The sequence below is a fragment of the Sphingomonas sp. SP5 genome, from assembly GCF_058313455.1.
Genome location: NZ_JBZFLF010000007.1, coordinates 1 through 19,424, shown reverse-complemented (window position 1 = coordinate 19,424; position 19,424 = coordinate 1). Strand labels below are relative to the sequence as shown.

The 19,424-nt window shown below is 60.4% G+C and carries 20 protein-coding genes; 15 read left to right on the top strand and 5 right to left on the bottom strand.

All coding sequences use genetic code 11. The features are described 5' to 3' along the window. Window positions 1–139 precede the first annotated feature (139 nt). Window positions 140–2,419 carry a Hint domain-containing protein gene (locus tag AC4GY7_RS15650; protein ID WP_491115795.1) on the top strand — a complete coding sequence of 760 codons (2,280 nt, stop codon included), beginning with the start codon at window positions 140–142 and terminating at the stop codon, window positions 2,417–2,419. Window positions 2,420–2,610: 191 nt separating this feature from the next. Then, entirely contained in the window at window positions 2,611–3,939 is a 1,329-nt protein-coding gene (locus tag AC4GY7_RS15645; protein WP_491115793.1) for a plasmid recombination protein, read from the top strand. Here the strand turns inward: AC4GY7_RS15645 and darG are convergent. Both darG and darT read right to left on the bottom strand, forming a co-directional pair. Next, window positions 3,936–5,021 carry a type II toxin-antitoxin system antitoxin DNA ADP-ribosyl glycohydrolase DarG gene (gene darG / locus AC4GY7_RS15640; RefSeq protein ID WP_491115791.1) on the bottom strand — a complete coding sequence of 362 codons (1,086 nt, stop codon included), beginning with the start codon at window positions 5,019–5,021 and terminating at the stop codon, window positions 3,936–3,938. The genes AC4GY7_RS15645 and darG overlap by 4 nt on opposite strands. Then, window positions 5,021–5,662 (bottom strand): type II toxin-antitoxin system toxin DNA ADP-ribosyl transferase DarT, encoded by a 642-nt coding sequence (gene darT / locus AC4GY7_RS15635; RefSeq protein WP_491115789.1) that lies wholly within the window; start codon window positions 5,660–5,662, stop codon window positions 5,021–5,023. The genes darG and darT overlap by 1 nt, the downstream gene beginning before the upstream one ends. 359 nt (window positions 5,663–6,021) lie before the next feature. Here darT and AC4GY7_RS15630 point away from each other — a divergent pair, with 359 nt between their 5' ends. Continuing rightward, window positions 6,022–6,405: an HIRAN domain-containing protein gene (locus AC4GY7_RS15630; RefSeq protein ID WP_491115787.1), complete on the top strand. Its 384-nt coding sequence runs from the start codon at window positions 6,022–6,024 to the stop codon at window positions 6,403–6,405. 174 nt (window positions 6,406–6,579) lie between these two features. Here AC4GY7_RS15630 and AC4GY7_RS15625 read toward each other — a convergent pair whose 3' ends face one another. Together AC4GY7_RS15625 and AC4GY7_RS15620 are read right to left on the bottom strand one after the other, a co-directional pair. After that, the gene (locus AC4GY7_RS15625; protein WP_491115785.1) at window positions 6,580–7,482 is read right to left on the bottom strand and encodes a site-specific integrase; all 903 of its coding nucleotides are present in this window, start codon (window positions 7,480–7,482) and stop codon (window positions 6,580–6,582) included. 311 nt (window positions 7,483–7,793) lie between these two features. Continuing rightward, window positions 7,794–8,054, bottom strand: coding sequence for a YdaS family helix-turn-helix protein (locus AC4GY7_RS15620; RefSeq protein ID WP_491115783.1), 261 nt, complete (start codon window positions 8,052–8,054; stop codon window positions 7,794–7,796). Between the two features lie 85 nt (window positions 8,055–8,139). On the opposite strand from AC4GY7_RS15620, the gene AC4GY7_RS15615 reads away from it, so the two are divergent. The 9 genes from AC4GY7_RS15615 to AC4GY7_RS15575 all read left to right on the top strand — a co-directional run bounded on the left by AC4GY7_RS15615 (window position 8,140) and on the right by AC4GY7_RS15575 (window position 15,197). Continuing rightward, window positions 8,140–8,796 (top strand): LexA family transcriptional regulator, encoded by a 657-nt coding sequence (locus AC4GY7_RS15615; protein ID WP_491115781.1) that lies wholly within the window; start codon window positions 8,140–8,142, stop codon window positions 8,794–8,796. Between the two features lie 68 nt (window positions 8,797–8,864). Further along, on the top strand, window positions 8,865–9,284 hold the full coding sequence (locus AC4GY7_RS15610; RefSeq protein WP_491115780.1) for an HIRAN domain-containing protein: 420 nt from the start codon (window positions 8,865–8,867) through the stop codon (window positions 9,282–9,284). 1 nt (window position 9,285) lies between these two features. Further along, window positions 9,286–9,612, top strand: a complete 327-nt coding sequence (locus tag AC4GY7_RS15605; protein ID WP_491115778.1) for a hypothetical protein — start codon at window positions 9,286–9,288, stop codon at window positions 9,610–9,612. 790 nt (window positions 9,613–10,402) lie between these two features. Then, entirely contained in the window at window positions 10,403–11,362 is a 960-nt protein-coding gene (locus AC4GY7_RS15600) for a winged helix-turn-helix domain-containing protein (RefSeq protein WP_491115776.1), read from the top strand. A 19-nt stretch (window positions 11,363–11,381) separates the two neighbouring features. Continuing rightward, window positions 11,382–12,788 (top strand): hypothetical protein, encoded by a 1,407-nt coding sequence (locus tag AC4GY7_RS15595; RefSeq protein ID WP_491115774.1) that lies wholly within the window; start codon window positions 11,382–11,384, stop codon window positions 12,786–12,788. Between the two features lie 435 nt (window positions 12,789–13,223). After that, on the top strand, window positions 13,224–13,553 hold the full coding sequence (locus tag AC4GY7_RS15590; RefSeq protein WP_491115772.1) for a hypothetical protein: 330 nt from the start codon (window positions 13,224–13,226) through the stop codon (window positions 13,551–13,553). Window positions 13,554–13,713: 160 nt separating this feature from the next. Next, the gene (locus AC4GY7_RS15585; protein ID WP_491115770.1) at window positions 13,714–13,989 is read left to right on the top strand and encodes a hypothetical protein; all 276 of its coding nucleotides are present in this window, start codon (window positions 13,714–13,716) and stop codon (window positions 13,987–13,989) included. A 101-nt stretch (window positions 13,990–14,090) separates the two neighbouring features. Next, on the top strand, window positions 14,091–14,459 hold the full coding sequence (locus AC4GY7_RS15580; protein ID WP_491115768.1) for a hypothetical protein: 369 nt from the start codon (window positions 14,091–14,093) through the stop codon (window positions 14,457–14,459). A 318-nt stretch (window positions 14,460–14,777) separates the two neighbouring features. Beyond that, complete coding sequence (locus tag AC4GY7_RS15575) at window positions 14,778–15,197, top strand: DNA adenine methylase (RefSeq protein ID WP_491115765.1); 420 nt, start codon at window positions 14,778–14,780, stop codon at window positions 15,195–15,197. Window positions 15,198–15,361: 164 nt separating this feature from the next. Here the strand turns inward: AC4GY7_RS15575 and AC4GY7_RS15570 are convergent, their stop codons facing one another. After that, window positions 15,362–15,628: a DUF6894 family protein gene (locus AC4GY7_RS15570; protein WP_491115763.1), complete on the bottom strand. Its 267-nt coding sequence runs from the start codon at window positions 15,626–15,628 to the stop codon at window positions 15,362–15,364. Between the two features lie 1,511 nt (window positions 15,629–17,139). Here AC4GY7_RS15570 and AC4GY7_RS15565 point away from each other — a divergent pair. The 3 genes from AC4GY7_RS15565 (at window position 17,140) to AC4GY7_RS15555 (ending at window position 19,322) form a co-directional block, all read left to right on the top strand. Continuing rightward, window positions 17,140–17,472: an Arm DNA-binding domain-containing protein gene (locus AC4GY7_RS15565; protein WP_491115761.1), complete on the top strand. Its 333-nt coding sequence runs from the start codon at window positions 17,140–17,142 to the stop codon at window positions 17,470–17,472. Next, on the top strand, window positions 17,439–17,933 hold the full coding sequence (locus tag AC4GY7_RS15560; RefSeq protein WP_491115759.1) for a hypothetical protein: 495 nt from the start codon (window positions 17,439–17,441) through the stop codon (window positions 17,931–17,933). Before AC4GY7_RS15565 ends, AC4GY7_RS15560 begins: the two co-directional genes overlap by 34 nt. 225 nt (window positions 17,934–18,158) lie before the next feature. Continuing rightward, on the top strand, window positions 18,159–19,322 hold the full coding sequence (locus AC4GY7_RS15555; RefSeq protein ID WP_491115757.1) for a DUF6538 domain-containing protein: 1,164 nt from the start codon (window positions 18,159–18,161) through the stop codon (window positions 19,320–19,322). The last annotated feature ends 102 nt before the right edge of the window (window positions 19,323–19,424 follow it).

Genomic DNA, 19,424 nt, shown 5'->3' with positions numbered 1-19,424 from the left:
GGAAGCCGCGCATTTTAGCCGTTCTCCGCAATGAGGTTTCGAGCAAAGCTTTGAGCGTGAAGATGCTCTCGCGTGGACTCGACCACCGCGTTAGATTGTCGGCCTGATCGAGCGGCTTGCCCTTAGCGGGCGGGCATTCATGGCTTCCAAGAAGAGCGGGCGGAACAAGGGCAAGGCAGCGTCACCGAAGACGCTGAAGATTAAGGACGACATCGATCAGCCGACGCCGGAACAGGCGGGACGGGTTGAATATCTGCGTGCGGCGGTGCGCAGCGAGATGGGGCAGACGCTCGGCTTCGCCTATCAGCGCCGACCGCTGATCGAGACGATGGCGGCGCGCGGCGGAATCGCACCGAACGAACTGGCGGCGCTCCGGCATTACCGGACGCTATTCGACCGGTGCGAACAGTCTCCGACGAAGAGCTGCCTGAATATTGGCGCGGGCGGGTCCAGCCGGTCTCCGTTCAACGAACTCGCCTATACGCCCGGCTCGATCACCGATGCGAAGTTCAGGGTGACCATGTGTGAGCGGATCCTCGGCCCGTATGCGCATATGGTGTTCCGCACCACCGGCCTGTCGAAGAAGGCGGAAAGCCCGTTCAGCAGCGGCATTCCGAGCCGCATCACAATCATTGGTAAGGGGGCGATGCTATACGACGTGCGTCGGGACGGGACCGCCGGCGGATCGGGTCCGATGCGCGCGACGGATCCGACCACCTGGCGCTACGTGGCCGATGACGGCGCGGAGATCGGCGAGAACCTCGCGCTGCTGATCCTGCGCGTGCTGCTCGGCACGAAGATCAACGGCCGCCTTGCAACCGGCTGCGGGCTTCCGCCGAAGCGCCTGAATCTCGCATCCTTCCTGGTCGCCGCCAACCAGTGCGATGAGCTCGTCGGCCGTTCCGCAGGCGGCACCGAGCCGCGCTATAAGGGGGCGGGGGTCCTGTCGGAGGGAGACGATCCGCGCACCATCCTTGATGCCCTCTGCGCCGCATGCAACGGGCGGCTTCGGGACACCGGTGGGCGTCTCTCGCTCGTCATCATGCACAACGATCTGGCGCTGGCGGCGCTGGACGAGGGGCTGACAGCGGACGATGTGGTCGGGCCGTTCACCTGGAACCCCGATCCATCGATGGAGAGTACGCCGAACGTCGTCCGGGGGAAATATACGGACGCCTCGCCAAACTCGCTCTATCAGCTGCTGCCCTATCCCGACGTCTCGATCCCCAACAACACCGGCATCGAGCGGGCGATGTCTCTCGACCTGGCGGTCATCGAATCCCCCAGTCAGGCGCAGCGCGTGGCGAAGCAGGCGCTGCAGCGGAAGCAGTATGACCGGTCCTTCACGGCGCCGTTCGACATCCGCGCATGGAAGTATCCGGTCGGCAGCCCCGTCCCCTTCACCTTCCCGCCACTCGGCTTCGTTCGACAGATCTTCCGTGTCGCGGAGCAGGAGGTCGGTCCCGGTGGCGTCTGCAACATGACGCTGTCCTTCGAGACGGATGAGATCTACCGGTGGGATGCGGACGATCGCGAACCGGTCCGAGCCGCCGCGCCGGTCATCTACGATCCGACGAAGGCCCCGCTCGTGCAGGCGATCGACGAAGCTGCGGGCGGGTCCCTGCAGCAGGCAATCGCAACGTCGTTCCCGATCGGCCTCACCATCACCGCCGCGGCCGACGGCACGATCGTGATCAGCGATCACGTGAGGCGCTATACCGACGGCCATCCCGACGTGGCGGTGATCGGCACGTCGATCAGCAGCGGCTTGGGCGCGAGCGAGTTCCGTGCGATCGGGTATGACGATCCGGGTCGCTATGGCGCCGCGGTCCTGACGGGGGCCGATGGACAGCCGTTCACTGGTCCCGACGGCCAGCCGCTTCTCGGTGCTACACCGGAGTATCTGCTCTTCACCGACGACATCGATGCGCGTGCCAGCCCCGACCACCCGGGCCGGCACTATCTCGGCTATTTCGTGATCCCGACCGCTGGCAGTCCGCCGTCCGGCGGCGGCGGCGCGACCCCGCCAGGTGGGCGCTGCGTCACCACCGATACCCCGATCCTGATGGCAGACGGCAGCACCAAGCCGGCCGGCGACATCGTGGTCGGGGACCGGCTCCGCACCCGCCACGAGCTCCGCCTTGACGAGGTCGCGGGCGGCTGGGGCATCTACCCGGTGGAGGCGATCGAGATCGCCGACAGCGCCGACGTGTGGAAGGCGACGGTGGGCGGCAAGCTGATCCGGGCGACGGGCGACCATCTCGTCTTCACCGGCACATGGCAGGCGATGCGGGACATCGGAACGCCGGTCCCCGGCGCACACCAGATCGTCAAGATGACGGTGACCGACGCCCACACCTACGTCTCGAACAGCATCCTTAGCCACAACATCAAAATGGATCAGCAGCTCGATATGTGATCCCTCGTTTCACCGTTGAGTTTAATCCCTCCTCTAATCCGCTATTAGGCTACGCGATTATAATCCGGCTCACACCTTGTTGCCGATCGCAAGGATTATGTTTTCGCTTTCCAGCCCGGCGGGGGCATTGTTTTCGCTCCGGCCTCTTGAGACAATTCGTCATCCGCACCTTGGAGGACGATGTCATGCCCATGTTCGCGATCATCACCTTCCGCAACGAAGGGCCCATCAAAACGTGGCAGGCGGTCCGCGCTGCGAACGTCCACAATGCCCGGACGAAGCCGCTGGCGCACGCCATGCCCGGGGCGCCGCCGCCGAAGCACCTGATCGGCACTGGCGACCTCGAGCGCGACGTGAAGCGGAAGCTGCGCGCGGTGAAGATCGATCCCGACCGGATGCGCAAGAACGGCGTGATCGCGTATGAGGCGATTCTCACCGCGTCGTCGGGGTTCTTCGAGGCGGACACGGAAGCAGAGCGGGCCGAGCGGCTCGACGCCTGGACGAAGGCGCAGGTTGCTTGGGCGATGGAGCGCTTCGGCGCGCACCGCATCGCGTCGATGGTCCTGCACGACGACGAGAAGACTCCGCACTGCCATCTGGTCGTGCTGCCCCTCGACGTAAAGTCGGACAAGCGCTGCACCGACAAGGCCGCCATGCGGTGGAAGCTGGTGGGTCGCACCATCTCCGGCCCCGGTCGTTTCGACGAGGTGCAGGACGCCTACAGCGCGGCGATGGCGCAGTTCGGCCTCGTCCGGGGCGTGAAGGGCAGTGGCCGGAAGCACGAGCCCGTGCCGGTCTACCTGAAGCGCATGGCCGAGAAGGAGGCGGCGGTGAACGCCGAGCGCGGCGAGCTCGTCGTGCTGCGCGAAGGTGTCGTGCGAGATCGCGCGATCGTCGAAGCCGGTACCGCCAAGGTGAACGACGCCTGGCGGGCGATCGCCGCTCAGCGCGCCCAGATGGACGCGGCCGAAGCTGACTTCGCGCGTCGCGTGGCGGATCATACCGCGCTGGTGCGCCAGCATGCCCTCGCCAAGGCTGAGGAGGAACGCGAACTCGCCGAGGCGAAGCAGGCGCTGCGCGACCGGCAGGCCACCGTCACGGCCGCGAGAGCGGAGGTCGCTCGTCAGGCCGCTATAGTCGAAGCAGATCGTCTGAGGGTGCAGCGGGACGCGGAGGCGGTCACGGCGGCGAGGGCGGAGTTCAAGTTGCACCGCGACCGTGTCGAGGCAGCTCGGGTCGCGGTCGTGGCCGAGCGGGACCGACTGAAGGACGAGCGCGTGAAGATCGAGGCGGGGAAGGAGCGCTTGTCGTCGGTATTCTCGTCCGCGCAGGAATTCCTCGTCAGGGTCGCGAAGGTGCCGGCCTCGGATCTCAGTCCCAGGGTGCACGCCGCCACCTCCGCCGCGTTCGCGCTGCGGCAATCCGCGACGACCGCACGGGCTCCTGCCGGTGAGATCGATCCCGGCGTCTTGGCCCAGTTCGCCGCCATCCGGCAGACTGCTAAGGCGATAGGCGGCTAAGCCAATGCCGGCTGGGCCGCACCCATTGTCGTCAGGCGATCAAGCGCAATTTCGATCAGTCGAGGTTCGAATATGGCGGACTTGCGTTTCGCAGCGTCGATCCCGCCTGGCCACTTCTTAATGCCAGCCGTGATACCTTCTAAAGTCGGTGTCACATGCTCGATCCGAATAAGCCAGTCGATCGTCGCCAACAGTTCCATGCCAAGAGGAGATTCGAAACCGTCGATTAGATCGGTTGTGGCTTGCAGGGCAGCGCGAAACGGCTTCGCTTCTGGAGACGTGAAATATACTTCGACTTGCTGGCGCTTGCTGTCGTTGAAACGAATGATGTCGAACGCGGTGGCATCGCTAATTCGTTTGTCACTCTGCAAGTAGCTGCCATCAAGCGAGTCGAGCATATGGCGAAGATTGTCAGCATAGGGACCAAAGCGGTTAGCCTTGAAGTTAAGCTTCAAAGGATCATCCAAACCAAGTCGAACGATGTTCGCCTCTACGAACCATGCCAGCTTCTGAACTTCCAGTAGGGTGCATTCCAACCCGAGAACCCAGTACCGCCTGATCATCTCAGCAATTAAGGCCCGTGCGGGCGTCAGCTTCTCGACACCCGCACGTTTTGCCACGTTTTGATATTTCGAAGTCGGTTCGAAGACGACTACGTCCACATCATCGAGGTTATCTAATTCTCTCGCGATAATAGGACGTACGTCGTTCCATTCGAGCCCGCCATTACCAGCGCCTAGAGGGGGAATAGCAATCGAGCGAACCTTGTTCGCGATGATAAATTGGCGGAGTTCCTTGAGGCCCGACTCGATCCACTCCAGCTTTGACGGATGGCGCCAATGTTTCTTTGTCGGAAAGTTTACGATCCACCGAGGACCATACATATCACTGTTTTCGGTGATCATAAGATGGCCCGCTTCAACGCGGTCCGCAGCGCATGCCTCTTGATAAAGCCGGAAGTTTTCAGGAAACTTCTCCTTGAACATCAGAGCAATACCTTTGCCCATGACGCCAACGGTGTTGACGGTGTTCACCAGCGCATCAGCTGGGACGTCGAGAAGATTGCCGGTGGTGTAACGCATCAGAAAAACATCTTCGAATTCGCGATAACGCGCAAAGCCGATCCGGCTTGAGCGACAATCGAGGTAACCTGGGCGGCAGACGCGTCATCATACGCATACGCGCCGATGAGCGCGGCGGTCGGTACATGGCCGTATGCTAGAGCTTCAGCTTCATATCGCTCCATCTTGCCCGGATCATTCGGGTCGCGCTTGAAGTCCCGCGCTTGCAGAAGGTTCCAGTCGATCCATGCCAGGTCAGCAGGATCCGCTGAAAAGCGGGCGGTGGCGAGATACGCGTGCCGATCAGAAAACACGAATCGCACTCCCTGCTCCTGCAGCTTCCAAATCGATGACACCAGGATCACGATATCTCTCTTTGCCTGCTTCGTGACGCCGCTGTAGCCAGTAACGATGTTGAGCAGCATGGGTGAAAACGGCGTAAAATAGAAGGGCACATAGTCGCTGAGCAGACCGCCGTATGGGGGAGGCATGCTTTTCACCTTTCGCCGGCCGATCAGATCCGCGTTCCCGATCGGAACGAAGCTCGGGTCGCTGATGGCCGAATTGGCGCAGTGCAATCCGTTGGCCATAATCCAAGGCACATTCGCGCGATGCGTGATGCGAAAAATTAGCGCCTTTTCGGGGTTTAGATTCTTCGACACTCCGCGACTGTAGCGCGAGGATCGCAGGCTTGTCTCCCCCAGGCTTCCTCATGCCGCCAGCCACACAGTTTCGGCGTCATCAAGCGCTTCCCAGTCGTCCCCGCTTGCCCGGCTGCCCGGTAGCCACCTGCGGGCGGCCGCGACGTCGCCAGCCCGTAGGAAGCTCCTATCCAGCGCGGCGGCGCTGGCCAGATCTCCAATGAAACCGCCACCACCGCGTTGGGTCAGCAGCCACGCTCCGAATGCGATAGGAGGGGCGGTGTCCTGTTCCTGGTCAACGTTCACCATCAATTCCTCTTGCCGGCCGACTAGCGGTCTAGTCATACGATGTTCCGCATTTGTTCTCAAGCGGAGGTTGCATGGCTGTCGGGGATTTCTGCCTGCGCGTAGTGGGTGTCACCTATCCGAATGCGGATGGTACCAGTCGGCAAGAGGAGATTCAGCGTTGTGTTGTGGGCGAGAGGATCGAGCTTTGCCGCGAACGATCAAACCCCTTCGACCCGAGCGCGGTTGCGGTCATCAGCGCCCGCGACATCCAGGTCGGCTATATCGGTGCGGACAGGTGCGGGTGGATTGGGAGCAAGATCGATCGCGGCCTGCCGGTGAGCGGCATCGTCGACCGGCTGATCGGCGGGGCGGGTGACATGTGGATGGGCATGGTGATCCGGCTCAACCTAGGCGGCGAGATGCCGTCGTTCGATGAGGACGAGGGCTACGGTGAGATCATGCGGCGCTTCGGCTGACCGCAATCCCGGGATCGCACTGGGATCACAGATTGCCCGATGTTCCATCCCCGTTCCTGCAATCCAGCCGTCGGCAGGAGGGGAATTAGGGCTGTGACCCCCACGAGCATCGCATTCGTAATGCGGGGGTCACAGGTTCGAGTCCTGTAAGCGGCACCATCGACTTTCCAGCGGTTATCCTGACATTTTCACCTCCTGTCGCTGCGCGGTAGGAGAGCTGGCTCCGGTGCGTTTCCGGTGCAGGGAGCCCGGAGCCAGCTTCTCGATATCGTTGAGGATGGACTGCAGCGCGCGTTGCACGCTCGGAAACTCGCCGACTGCGTAGACCTCGGTCTGGCTGCCAGCGCGGTGACCCATGAAGCCTTCAAGGTCCCAGCGCTCGGCGCCGCGGTTGCGGCACAAGGTCGCGATGCTGTGCCGGAGGACGTAGCTGCGCCATTCGCGGCCCGTGGGCAGCTCCAGCTTCCCCAGCATGGTGTCCCAGGCCCGATCGACGTCCTGGACCGGCCGGCCGTGATAGTTGACCAGCCAGCCGCGTCCGACCCGTGCTTCCGGCTTCAGCGCGAGATAGTCGTCAAGCTCGGCCTGCAGCCACGTGCCCAGCAGGGGCAGCACCGGCACCATGGCGCGGTGTTTCTTGTTCTGGGTGCGGCCCTGCGGATTGAGGTCGATCGTCGGCGCGCCAGGCCACCATTGCTCCCGATCGGGAGCGACGTTGATGTCGACCACAGCGCCCGGTCGGGCAATCGTGCAGAGCGAGCCGATCAGGAACGCATGGAGTGATCCGCGCTGCTTGCCCGGCTCGGCCGCATAGGCGACCATCTTCGCCAGCTCTTCGACACCGACACGTGTCCGGCGTTTGCGCTGGACCTGAGCGGCCGGCAACGGCCGATAGATCGGACGCTTGTCCGACCGCGGCGGCTCAGCGTTCGCCGCATGGTTCAGCACCGCGATGACCTGCGCAATCGACGCCTCGGTGGCCGAAGGCGAACGCGGGCGGCTGACCGTCACCTCCCCGTCCTTGTTCTTCCACACCACCGGCTGCAGCCGCGACCATGCGCCTTTCGTAAGCGTCACCGTTATACGGCGCAGAGCGAGGTATGGGGTACGGGGCATGCGTCATCATCGGCCTGCCTGCTGCGAGGGGCGGCTTGCCAGCCATTTGGCGTAGGCTGCTGCATGATCTCGGCAGAGATCTTTATCCTTCGCCGGCGATGTAGTGCACCAGCGGCAGATCGGCTCGTCGCACATCCCGCTCTTCTTCCCCGGCACGCGCCAGTCGCAGAGCAGCGTCGCGTTGCGGCCGCACGCGTGGAGCCCCGCGGCACGGATGTGCCTCGTGGATCGGCCGGCCTGCCAGCGGCCGAAGGGGGAAGACGATGTCGAGATCATTGGACTGCCTCGATGTCGGTTGAGGCTGTCGGGGTCGCCGGCATGTTGAGCGGGTAAACATCTGGACGCAACACGTGTTTGCTGATGCCCGTAGCTGCTTCGACAGTGAGCACGTGCTCGGCCGGCAGGTGGTGAGCCCGATCGAGCCAGCGCCATACCGCGGCCTGCGAGACGCCCAACAGCCGCCCCATAGCCGATTGTGAACCAACCGCATCAACGGCGGCGCGCAGAGCTTCAGCTGGTGAACGCGAATCCATTACAACCTGCTACACGTAAACGTGTAGGTAGGTCAACACGGATAGTTCCAGAGCATTTTACAATCGTTGTTGTAGCAATCTCCACGTGCTGAACGCCGACCGCCTTCGTAAGCTGATGAATGAGCAGGGCCTCTCGCAATCCGAACTGGCTCGGCGCGTCGGCCTGTCTCAGACGTCGATCTACAACTTGGTATCCGGGAAGGCGTATGGATCGGCTCACCTGCACCGCATAGCCAGCGCTTTGGGAACCACCGCCGCTTACCTCGACGGTGAGACCAACGATCCCGAGGAAGGAGCGCCGCTGGCGCCGACCCCGCAGGTGATCGCGCAGCATCTGGATTTGGTTGAGATACCTCAGATCGACATGGCCTACGGCATGGGGATGACCTTCGCCGATGGGCATGTGGACGTGGATATGTTGCACTTCCCGCGCAGTTGGATTGAGGCGATTACGTCATCGCCTCCAGCGTTGCTGACATGGGCAAGCGGCCGGGGCGACTCGATGGCACCGACGATCCATGACGGCGACTTAGTTCTGTTGGATCGATCACAGCGGCGGGTCGTCGAGCAAGATGCTCTATGGGCATACACAGTGGGCGATTTCGGAGCGATCAAGCGCTTGCGCATGAAAGGCAACCGCGTCGTGATCCTATCGGACAACCCCTCAGTTCCCCCTGACGAGGAATTTGCCGACGAGGTGAACATCGTTGCCAGGGTTATTTTCATCGGGCGGCGTACATGATCGGGACGGAGTCGGGGGCTTGCGGCTTATCCAAGACTCCATTTATCTGTTCTACTTATGTTCTACTTATGTTCTACTCACCGATTCGCCGATTGACGTCGCCGCGCGAGCTGAGCCTTGCCGTGGTCGGACTGGATTATCTCAACGCGGACAAGAGCCACCGGCGATTCGAGATGGAGCTGTGCGCGCGCGGCGAGCCGATCAAGTTGGTACGCGAGCCGACGAACAAACACGACAAGCGGGCGGTTGCTGTTTTCAGTGCACGCGGGATCCAGCTCGGCTATTTGACGGCGGAACGTTGCGCCCTGGTCGGTGGCTGGCTGGACAACGGCGAGCAATATGTCGCGGTGTTCCAAGAGCCGGGTCGGACGGCGCTAATAATCCGCGTCCGGTTTGGTTCTGGCCAGCTGTGCCTGCCGCCCGATCGGGACGATCTGATCACGGATTGGCGCGAGGAGGGCGGCGACGCTTTCGATTGGGGATGCTGACATGACGACGATGCGATTGAGCATAGCTGTGATCGCGGTTTTGGCGCTTGCCGGGTGCTCAGGCCCAGCCGAGAAAGCTCGCAAGAAGTACGAATTCCTGAAGTCAAATGGCGGCACGCTTGGGGAGGTTTGCGACGCAGGTCGCGCGATGCTGGCTGCCCAGGCTGAAGCTCAGGACACCGGACAGCCAATGGACCGACCTTCCGTGAACGTCGATTGCATGACGGCTGAACAGCTAGGAAGGGACATGCCAGCGAACCAGGATGATCCAATCTATTCGATGGAACCTGACAATATGGAAGCGCTTCCCGACAACGCCGGCGATTGACGCGGGTATCGCGCGGGTACTTCGATCAAACTTCGATCAAGAAACCGCGCATTTGCGCGATCGTGGGAAGGCCGCGGCGGAGGGTGTCTCCGCCGTGTGGTGCTGCTTACACCCAGTTGCAGGCGTCTGAATCGTGTGAGAAACCGTTCCGATGAGGTCGATGCTCTATTTATCTCTTCTGTGCCTGACATCGTGCGGCTCTGACGACACTGCGGCGCACGAAAAGATCATGGATCAAATCGAGCATCAGGTCCGACTCCCAGCGGGCTTCGGTCCGATCGCGAGATATGGTCGGTTCTACGCGCTCGATAAGAGTGGGCGCGTGACAGGTCTATTTATCGCTTGGACCGAGGGTGGTTTGCCAGTCGGACAGCGTCGTTGGCTGACGGATGACGGTGCGTTTCCGCTAACGTTCGATGGCGGCTGTAACGTGGTAACTGTCCATTTCGACCCGCAAAGCGATAAGCTTGTCTCCGCGAACTGTGCTGAAGATAGCTAACGTCCGCTTTTCACCGCGGCCAGAGGTACTCTGGGTACGCGGCGGGTATTACCGCTCGAATTGCAGGTAGCCACCCTGACAAAGAGGATCGCCTGGCGGAGGGCATCTCCGCCACGTAAAGACATTGCGACGGTGGTCTTGCCTAGGGTGCGGGGCGCGGACCCAAGATAACTGACGCCAAAGCCGAGCCGCTTATGAGGCCCAGAACGTGTTTGACGGTGGCCACCACGCGCCGATAGGGTTAGCGGGCTAAGACACGCGCTAGGCCTCGGCGTGACGATTGGGATCGCAGTGGATAGTTATCTGAGTGTTGCGCAGAATGTTCTTGAACGGGCTCGGCGTCCGCTGACCCCGCGCGAGATCCTGCGCGAGGCCTATCGGTTCGATCTAGTGCCGTACCACTTACATGGCGCCACACAGCACAAGACTCTGCAGGCGAGGCTGAGCGAGCATATCGTAGAATTCCGCGATAACGGCTTGTTCTTCCGGACGGCTCCGGGGCGTTTTTTTCTCCGAGCATTTTTGCACGACGAATCGATCCCGGCGGAGTTTCGTACGCCGATCGTTGCGCGTCGGCGGGTGAGAGAGCTACGACGGAAAGAGGTTCTTACCGTAAGGAAGGAAGCTCTCCCCCCGCAGCTTCAGGAAGGTGCGCCGCTGCCTGCTGAGCTTCTTTACACGCCCCTACTGAATGAATCTTTTCACTATACCTCCAACCTCTCCCTCAGGTCTGAGGATGAGGTTGCGGTATGGTCGTTCGTCGTGGTCGTCCGAGACACAGAGGTTTTGACATACAGGCAAGGGCGTTATCGAGAGGATCGGGATAGCTTCCACCAGCGGCGCTCGATTGGCTTTTACGCTCCCGTAATCCGGTCCGACAGAGGCTTATTCGACCAGCTTGACCATGGCTTGGTTGCCGGTGGGCTCGAAACCCTTGCGATCGATCTTGACCTCGCAGCTGATCCGAGTTGGCAAGACCTGACCCGCGACGCCAAGCTTCAAGGCATGATCTATGTTGCCGCGGACCAGCGCTTGGACTTGCTCGGAATTGTGCGACTAAATTTCCCGAAATGGTTCGAACCTTTGACGCGCCGACTCGCCATAAACGACTTGGCGTGGCAGGACCTCGCTGTACCGACGAAACACGTCGAAGATTATGATCCCTGGTCGCAAGCTGTCTTGCACCAGGCTCAACGGTGGGCGAGGGAAAGTGGCCGAAGCAGGGAGGCGATCAGGACGGGCAGCGATTGACCCGCTTGAGGCGACTTACTTGCAGCTTCAAATCGTCGGGCCTGATCCCACTACAAAAAAGAACGCGTTGCAGCGTTTGTGTCGGTTATACCGGCTTGGCCAGAGATTGCGCTCGCCCGACGCAATGACCCTGATCGTTCTCGGCCTGCTTTATGACGAGGACAAAAAAGTAGTCCGTTGGGCGTTAAACGCGGCCGCGTTCCTCGTGCGAAATGATAAAGTCGGGGCGATTCTTGACGCCATAACGCGGAACCGCGACGACCCTGACGTACTGGGCGCCGGTGTGGCAGCGCTTGCGGCTTCCCATGATGAGGATCAGCTACGCGAGCTGCTTGAACAGCGTGGGCTTCCGCTCGAAGGTGCGACATTGCTGGCGGCGGCCCAAAAGCTGCCATCCCTCCGCCAAAGCCTGGTCGCTAACCGCGTCAACATCGAGACGGCTTCTATTTCCGAGCTTCGACTTGCCGGCGTTTTGGTGGGCGTCGAGCGTGCTCCCGAAAATATGTTCGACGCTGAACACTCGAACAGCACTGTCATTGGGGAGCTTAACACGCATCCTGATGCCGTCGTGGCTCAATATTCCATTTGGGCGACCATGGAGAGCAAGAGCCTAGGTTTCGTGCATTTGCGCATACCGCTGGCAGATGTGATGGCTCAGCCCAACAATGTCCGAGCATATATTTATCGCCTTGTTGCCGCTGATAAGGCCGCCGCGCGAGCAAATTACGACTTCATCGAGGAAGCGTCCTTGGATGCTGACTCAGAGGCCCGGGCCAGTTTGGCACGTGGACTGCGTGACACATATTTTGACGGCGTCGAGGAGATCGTCGTCGCCTGGATTTTGGATGAGCCCGACCCTAAGGTTCGTGGTTATCTGCTCGAGCATATGGCTGCCCAATCGTCAGCAATGGTTCGATATGTCGAGTTTGTGGAACAGGCTTACGCTAATGAAGCACCCGGCTCGGTTGCTAGAGCGCGCCTTGAAGCAGCAGCTAAGGGAACCCCATTGGCAGGAAGGCTAGGTCGTATACGAATCTTGGGTGAGAATGCTGACCTGCTAAAGTTAGGAGACTCGGGTGTGACCAACAATTTTACTTTCCACGGACCTGCCACTGGGGCTTTCTCGGGATCAGGGGACGCCACGACTGGCGACATCTCATTGATGTACCAGCAGCAAGCGCCGCAAATCGCGAGCGAACAGTTGGCGTTGCTACTCAAAGTCATCTCTAGCGACGATAAGGTGCCATCTGAGATCACCGCGCAGGTAGCCGCTGCAAAAGAAGCGCCAACTAAGAGCGCTGTCGAAAATATCTTAAATTGGTTCAAAGTGGCAAAAGAGGGTGGTGTCATAGCAGCCGTCACGGTCAGTGCCGCTCCCGGAATTGTCGCTCAACTCGGCAAGCTTCTTCCGTACCTGCCATTCTAGATTGGGGCGGGTACTGCAAACACCCAATGAGGGTATCGTCGACGCTGCAGCCTCGGGAAATCTGACATCGCGGAGGAGGGTATCTCCGCCCGAGTCGCAGGATATATCTGAGGGCGCCTCGTAGGGCTTAAATGACCAATGCAGCCATTCTCCCATTTTAGTTATTTGTCGGCCGGGCTCGCGGGTAAGTACTAACCTGCGGCGATGCCCCTTTGCCAACTGCGCAGATGCATTCGACGATCATTGCCGCAACTAGCGTATTATCGAGGCGCTCTGCCGTAGCGAGTGCTTCATCTAGGCAAGCCAATAAACGATCGTGATCCAACTGACTCGTCATGCGTGCCTCCCTGTGGCAGTAGGCCTATGCCGCGACTGAAGCTTCATGCACCTCAGGCTGGTTGGCTTCTACCCCACTCGGCCTTTGTGGAGCGCATTATGCCCATTTTCGACGGTTGCCTTGATCTCGCTAAGTCACAAGTTGCGTTAAGAGCGCTTCGGTATGGCCACTTTCCCGCCGATATTTTTGATGAATATGCGTGGGACATGATGCTTCACATGTATATCGCCGGATTGCGCAATCAGGTTATGTATGTCGATAATGCAATCAATCTTACTTCAAAAAACCGGAGGGTGGGGGACCGCTGGATAAAGCATCTTCAAATGGAGAAAATGATAGAGGTTGACGGCGATCAAATCAGGCTCAGTGATGGTGCAATGAGCCAGATGCACGCTTATCACGAAGAGGCGTTGGCAGCGATAAGTTGAATATGCCCCGCTAATTCCCAGATGACATTTTATACCATCGGGTCGAAATGTCGGCGTTTTGTGAAAACGTTTCGACAGGCCCGGGGAATGGGTATCGAGCGGGGGCCTTCGACTGCCATACGAACAGAATAACCAGCTTTTCCGTGGGTGCCGATAATGCATGGCAGTGGGTATCTCCGCCATCATGGCCGTGCTAGCGAGCGGCATGGCGTACTACCGGATCAGATCGACAGGGGGAGCGGCCGAGGAGCGGGCAGCTTTCGCTATTCACATGGGTTTTCGGCCGTTCAGTCCGACTGCTGCACGCGGCGTTTACTACCTCGATCACTCGGCCGCGGCTGACGTCGTTCAGCGCAGCTATCAATCCACGGCTGGACCGAACGTCTTGATAGAAGTCGAGGAGATCTCCGGCGACGATTTCCGCATGCGGCGGTGAAGACACAGCAGATCCGAGACTAGCGAGCAAGAGAGCCGACTTCAGTGCCTGCTGGTGCGACGAAGTGATTCCCCCTATGTTCCATGACGGGGGTGTCATGAATGGGCGTGCATACCGAGGTGGTGGCGCCACGGCGCCGCGACGAGGCGCTGGCGTATATCATCGAACAGATCATCCGGACTGGCTTCAGCCCCAGTTCGGGTGAGATCGCGCAGGCGCTGCAGGTCAGTCGCCAGCGCGCGCTCCAGCTGACCGATCAGCTCATCTGCGAAGGCGTGCTGGAGAAGACGCCGGCGTCGCCCCGCAGCCTCCGGGTGCGGGATCTCAGCCAGTGCCGCCATATCATCATGGAGAGCCTCCGCGGCCTTGGTGTGACGGTGGCCGAACCGATGGGCGAGCTGCTGCCCCCCTTGTCGCATGAACAGCTGCCGATGCTTCCACCATTCGAGCATATCCCCGACCCTGAGTAGTAGGGGGGACCATGATCAACGTCGCGCAAGCTCGCGCCCACATCGAGGCCACGCAGGGCGAAGTGCTTGCGGTGCCGAAGCTTCAGCTCATCGAAATGCTGGAGCGGGAGGTGAAGATCCGCCGCACCACGCTCGCGATGATCGATCAGGCCAGGCGTCCACGAACGCCGCGATCAAAAATGGCGCGGTGGTCGGCAAGGTCACGCAGGACAAGATCCTGGCGCTGGAGAAGGAAAAGAAGGCTTCCCTCGACGCCGAACGCGAGCGGCAGAGCGCGGCGAAGCGTACCTCCAGCGGCTGACATTCGGCGGGAAGGTGGTGTCGCGGCATTTCGGCGTCGATCGATCGACCAGCTCGCGCTTCAATGTTGCGAAATTGCGGGGCGAGCTGAAGCTGCTGAGCCGCAGGCTCGAGCCGGTCAAGATCGAGCAGCTGCCCTATGGGGAGTGCATCCGGCGCTATGATCACGCCGGCGCGCTCTTTTATCTCGACCCACCCTATGACGAGACCACCGGCTACGGGGTTGAGTTCGGCCGGGCTGATTACGTCGCCATGGCCGAGCAGCTGGCGGCAATCGCCGGCGGCTTCATCATGTCGATCAACGACACGCCCTTCATTCGCGAGACATTCGCCGCCTTCGACATCCAGGAGGCACCCACTACCTGGACCATGTCGGCGAAGGCGATCGGCGCCGGCACGAAGGTGACGGAGCTGATCATCCGCGATCAGCTGCGCTGAGACGCGGTTTTCCGAGTCATAGCACGAGCAGAATGCGGGTATCGCGGCGCGATCGAGCGGGTATCGGCGCGCCGCAAAGCCGCAGAAATGCGTGATCGCGGCGGAGGACATCTCCGCCGCTATCGCGCTTAATGAGGCAAGGGATCAGCCGGAGGCGGTCGTGCTCAGCGGGACGGCCGAAATGCGGAGGGCTCATGCAGCGATGCCGGCGAATCTACGCCGAACGCGATAACCGTGAACAGCACCAACTGACGATCGTCAGTCACCTCCACGCGGATCTCTTCACCAGCCCATGCCAACTTCGGCTTGTCACGGATGAGTTCGCCCATGAAGCGCGCGGCTTGGACACGAGCTTCGTCAATCGTTTCCACCTCCATCCCAACTACATCAGGGTCATAGGTCGCCCCGGCGAGATTGAAGAAACAAAGCATACTGACTTCCCGGTAGTGTCCAGCGCTGGACGGCAACCGGATCACCCGGATGGTGCAACTCCATAGGGTGTTTCGTTGCGGCTGCCCTAACCTGCCTTGGTCGGTCAGCGTTCTAAGAAGCTTCGCATCACCTTCGTGGGACCGACAGAACGGGTGCCGCCACTCCGCAGGAGGGGTACAGGCTGGCGCGTAGGCAGCTGAAAAGCGGGGCTCTGGCGGAGGGTACCTCCGCCATAGGCACACCCTGGTTGCATCGTTTCGTTTGAACTGAAGATCTGGCGCTCCTTACCGCCTAATCGACGTCACCTGGTGCTGGCTTTAAGCGGACGCTCCCTGCTTCTCGAAAGCCGCGCAACCAAGCGTGGCGTGTCATCGGTCTATCACTGCCGAGGTACGGGCAAGCATCTTCGCTAGCGGATGGTGCTTGGGCGGCAACGCGGCCTTCTTCTGCAGCCGCGTCCAGATGGGCTCGGCCGATTTGAGGGATGATGCTCATGATTGTGGCACCTCAGCATGTTTGGTGTGCTGCTGAACGGATGGCTTGTCACGCGCTTTCGATTCGGGACTCACGCTGCCACCCTCGCTTTCCCAATCATCAATCCGGGCTTGGCTCTCCGTCGCAGATGATTGCGGAGTTCCTAGGAGCCGTAGAGCGCTGCTGTTCCGGTGAGGAAAGCCACTGTCCGAGATGATTACACCGTAGGCTTTCGCAAACGCCCGGTGGGCCATCCGAGCGCTCGACGAAAGGGAAGTTGCCGCCATGTACAAAGCGTACTGTTCGCGGCCGAGCAAATAGTTGAGATCCATCGCGCGCATCTCCATCAGAGCGGGAGCAGCGGGCTCTCAGCCGCACATCGCTCAGGACGTGCAGTGCGGTAACGGCTAGATAGCACATCGCTCAGGTACTTGCACGAAATCGCTTCCGCGGCTGCCGTCCAATGGGGAGGGTGCTTCCGTTCAAACGGCGCCGGTCGACTCGTTCAACCGACCGGCGCCGGATCACAGCCGAGCGGATGGCGCGATGCGGTAGGCTTCCATAGCCGTCGGCGGCGATCAACCATATTAGCCAAGGGCATCTTCGCCGAGGTTCCCCGAGTGCCTCCACAAGAAGTGGATAAGCGGCGTCTTCTGTATCGGCCAGCTGCTATATGCGAATTTTTTTGCAAGTATCTGCTACCCTAAGGCCAGTCACGTCAGCTGTTCAGTCGAACGTTATCAGCCGCCAATCCTTCTAAAACGCACCTCGCACGTTCATCTGGTCGACGCTAAGGCGGTCGCCGGCTGCTAGTATTTGCTTGAAGTTGACTGATATGGTGTACGTCGCGCCCACTGGCACGACCAACCGATATTTCTGACGGAAGTATCGACCGCCTCCTTCGAAGGTCCGGCAGCACTTTTTCACGTCGACCGCGCGCACGCATCGAACCTTCACAAGCGTTCGACGCCATCGCCGCGGCTCCACTGCAATAACCTCAAACATCGCCTTGCCCTAACATCGCTGAGGTAATCTTATGCTGACCAACGCCGCGGTGAAAGCCGCGCGGCCGCGTGCGGCCGCCTACAAGCTCACCGATGGCGGCGGGCTGCACCTCTACATCGCGCCGACTGGCCTCCGATCCTTCCGCTGGCGTTGCCGCATCGGCGGCAAGGAGCAGCTGCTGACGCTTGGGAGCTGGCCGGAGATGTCGCTCGACCAGGCGCGCAGCGCTCGCGATCTCGCGCGCCAGCAGCTCGACCGCGGCGAGGATCCTCGCCAGGCGCGCGGCGGCGAGGATCCGCAGGCTCAGACATTCGAGGCGATCGGCCGGGCGTGGCACGCTCACATGCTTCGCTGCTACAGCTGAAGTCCGACCAGCAACGTCTCCGCGCCGAGGCGGCCGAGCTAGACGCCTTACCGGCCGAGCAACGTCCGATCGGACGCCCGGCGATGATCCGGATTGAACTGGAGAAGGTCGAAGCTGCGCTCGAACAGCATTCCCTCGGCATCAGGCGCGCAGATGTCGCGATATACGAAGCGCTCCTGGGCTTCATATGCTTTGCCGGATCTGGGCGCTGGTTTCCCTCGGTGGCGAAGATCGCGATCGCCGCTAACACCTGCGAGAAGAGCGTGACCCGCGCCTTGCGCCGGTTCAAACATCACGGCCTGCTCGCCTGGATCAGCCGTAGCACGTTGAAGTCGCGACGATGCGACCCCGCGAAGAAGCAGCGCGTGCAGCCGCACGCCTGCATGGTGGCGATCCGCCCCAGAGGGGCGTCGATGTCGATGGATTGCCCTTGGCAGCAGTCCGGTGCGGCTCCGGTGTGAGCCGAAAATCGCGACGGAAATCTGCCGTTTTCTACCCGCGCCTAGATGGCTAGAACGTCCCGGAAACCGCAGAAATGCGGGGAAGCCGTTTCGTTCGTAATGCGGGGGTCACAGGTTCGAGTCCTGTAAGCGGCACCACCTTCTCTAAGCCTCTGATTGGCTTAGGAAAAATGCGAAAAATTAGGCTTGGCGCGATTGTCTGCTACAAACGTAGTGGAGCAAGGCGTGACGACGCATCTGTATCGACGCGAGGGCGGCACCTACTATTTTCGTCGGGCTATTCCCGTGGCCCTACGCCCGCAGTTTGGCGGTAAGCGCGAATGGATTAAGTCGCTTGCAACCAAGGACCGGCAGGAAGCGAAGCGCTTGCTACCGATGGTTGTGGCCGCGTTCGACGACGCTATGGAGGCGCAGCCTGTAGATCGACCGTTCCAAGGCGCTACAGCGCCGATTGAGCGGGGACCGATCAAACCTTTTATGCCAGTAGGAAGGCCCTCTACGCCTCTCTCCGTCCCTTTGTTGCGGACCTTCGAGGCATACGCAGCCGAGCAGGGCATTAAGCCATCTACGACTGCGGAATGGCGCGCCATGCTGGCGGCTTTGGTGGCCTTTATTGGTCATGATGACGCTGTCCGCCTTACCGTGAAAGACATAGATCGCTGGCGCGATGCATTACTTATTGAGCCGGGTCGCGGTGGTAAGAAACGGTCCCCCGGAACTGTAAAAGGTAAATACCTCTGTGCGTTAAAAGCGACGCTTTCTTGGGCTGTAGAGAAGCGTCTAATAGCAGAGAATGTTGCACTAAACGTAAAAGTGCGGGTTCCAAAAAAGGTAAAAGCTAGGGACCGTGATTTTACGCACGAAGAAGCCAATGCCATACTAGGGGCTTCTTGTATTCCTTATCCATATTGCAACGAGTTTGACCGCCTGGCAAGGCGATGGATACCATGGCTTTGTGCCTATACCGGTGCGAGGGTTAATGAGGTAAGTCAGCTTAGAGGAATTGACGTAAGACAATCAGAAGGAATGTGGATGCTCTGCATCACACCGGATGCAGGAACTGTTAAGAATGGTGAAACCCGCCATGTGCCGATACATAGCCATCTAGTTGAGCAAGGGTTTATCCGGGTGGCTCAATCAGTAGGGGATAGGCCAATCTTTTATGACAGCGGCAGGATAATGCGTCCGGGTGTTGCCAATCGTTATTATAAGAAGGTTGGCGAGCGGTTGCGGGACTGGATACGTTTGGAGGTCGGTATAACTGATCCTAACGTCCAACCGAACCATGGGTGGCGACATACCTTTAAGACCCGCGCTATCGATGCTGGCATAACTGAACGTGTTGCTGATGCCATTCAGGGGCATGCCCCTAGGGTCAGGACCCATTGATATGAGCGTCGCGATCTGATTCAGGCTCCGCGAGGAGACCGGGATGAGCGACCTGTTTTGGCTGACGGACGAGCAGATTGAGCGGCTGCGGCCGTTCTTTCC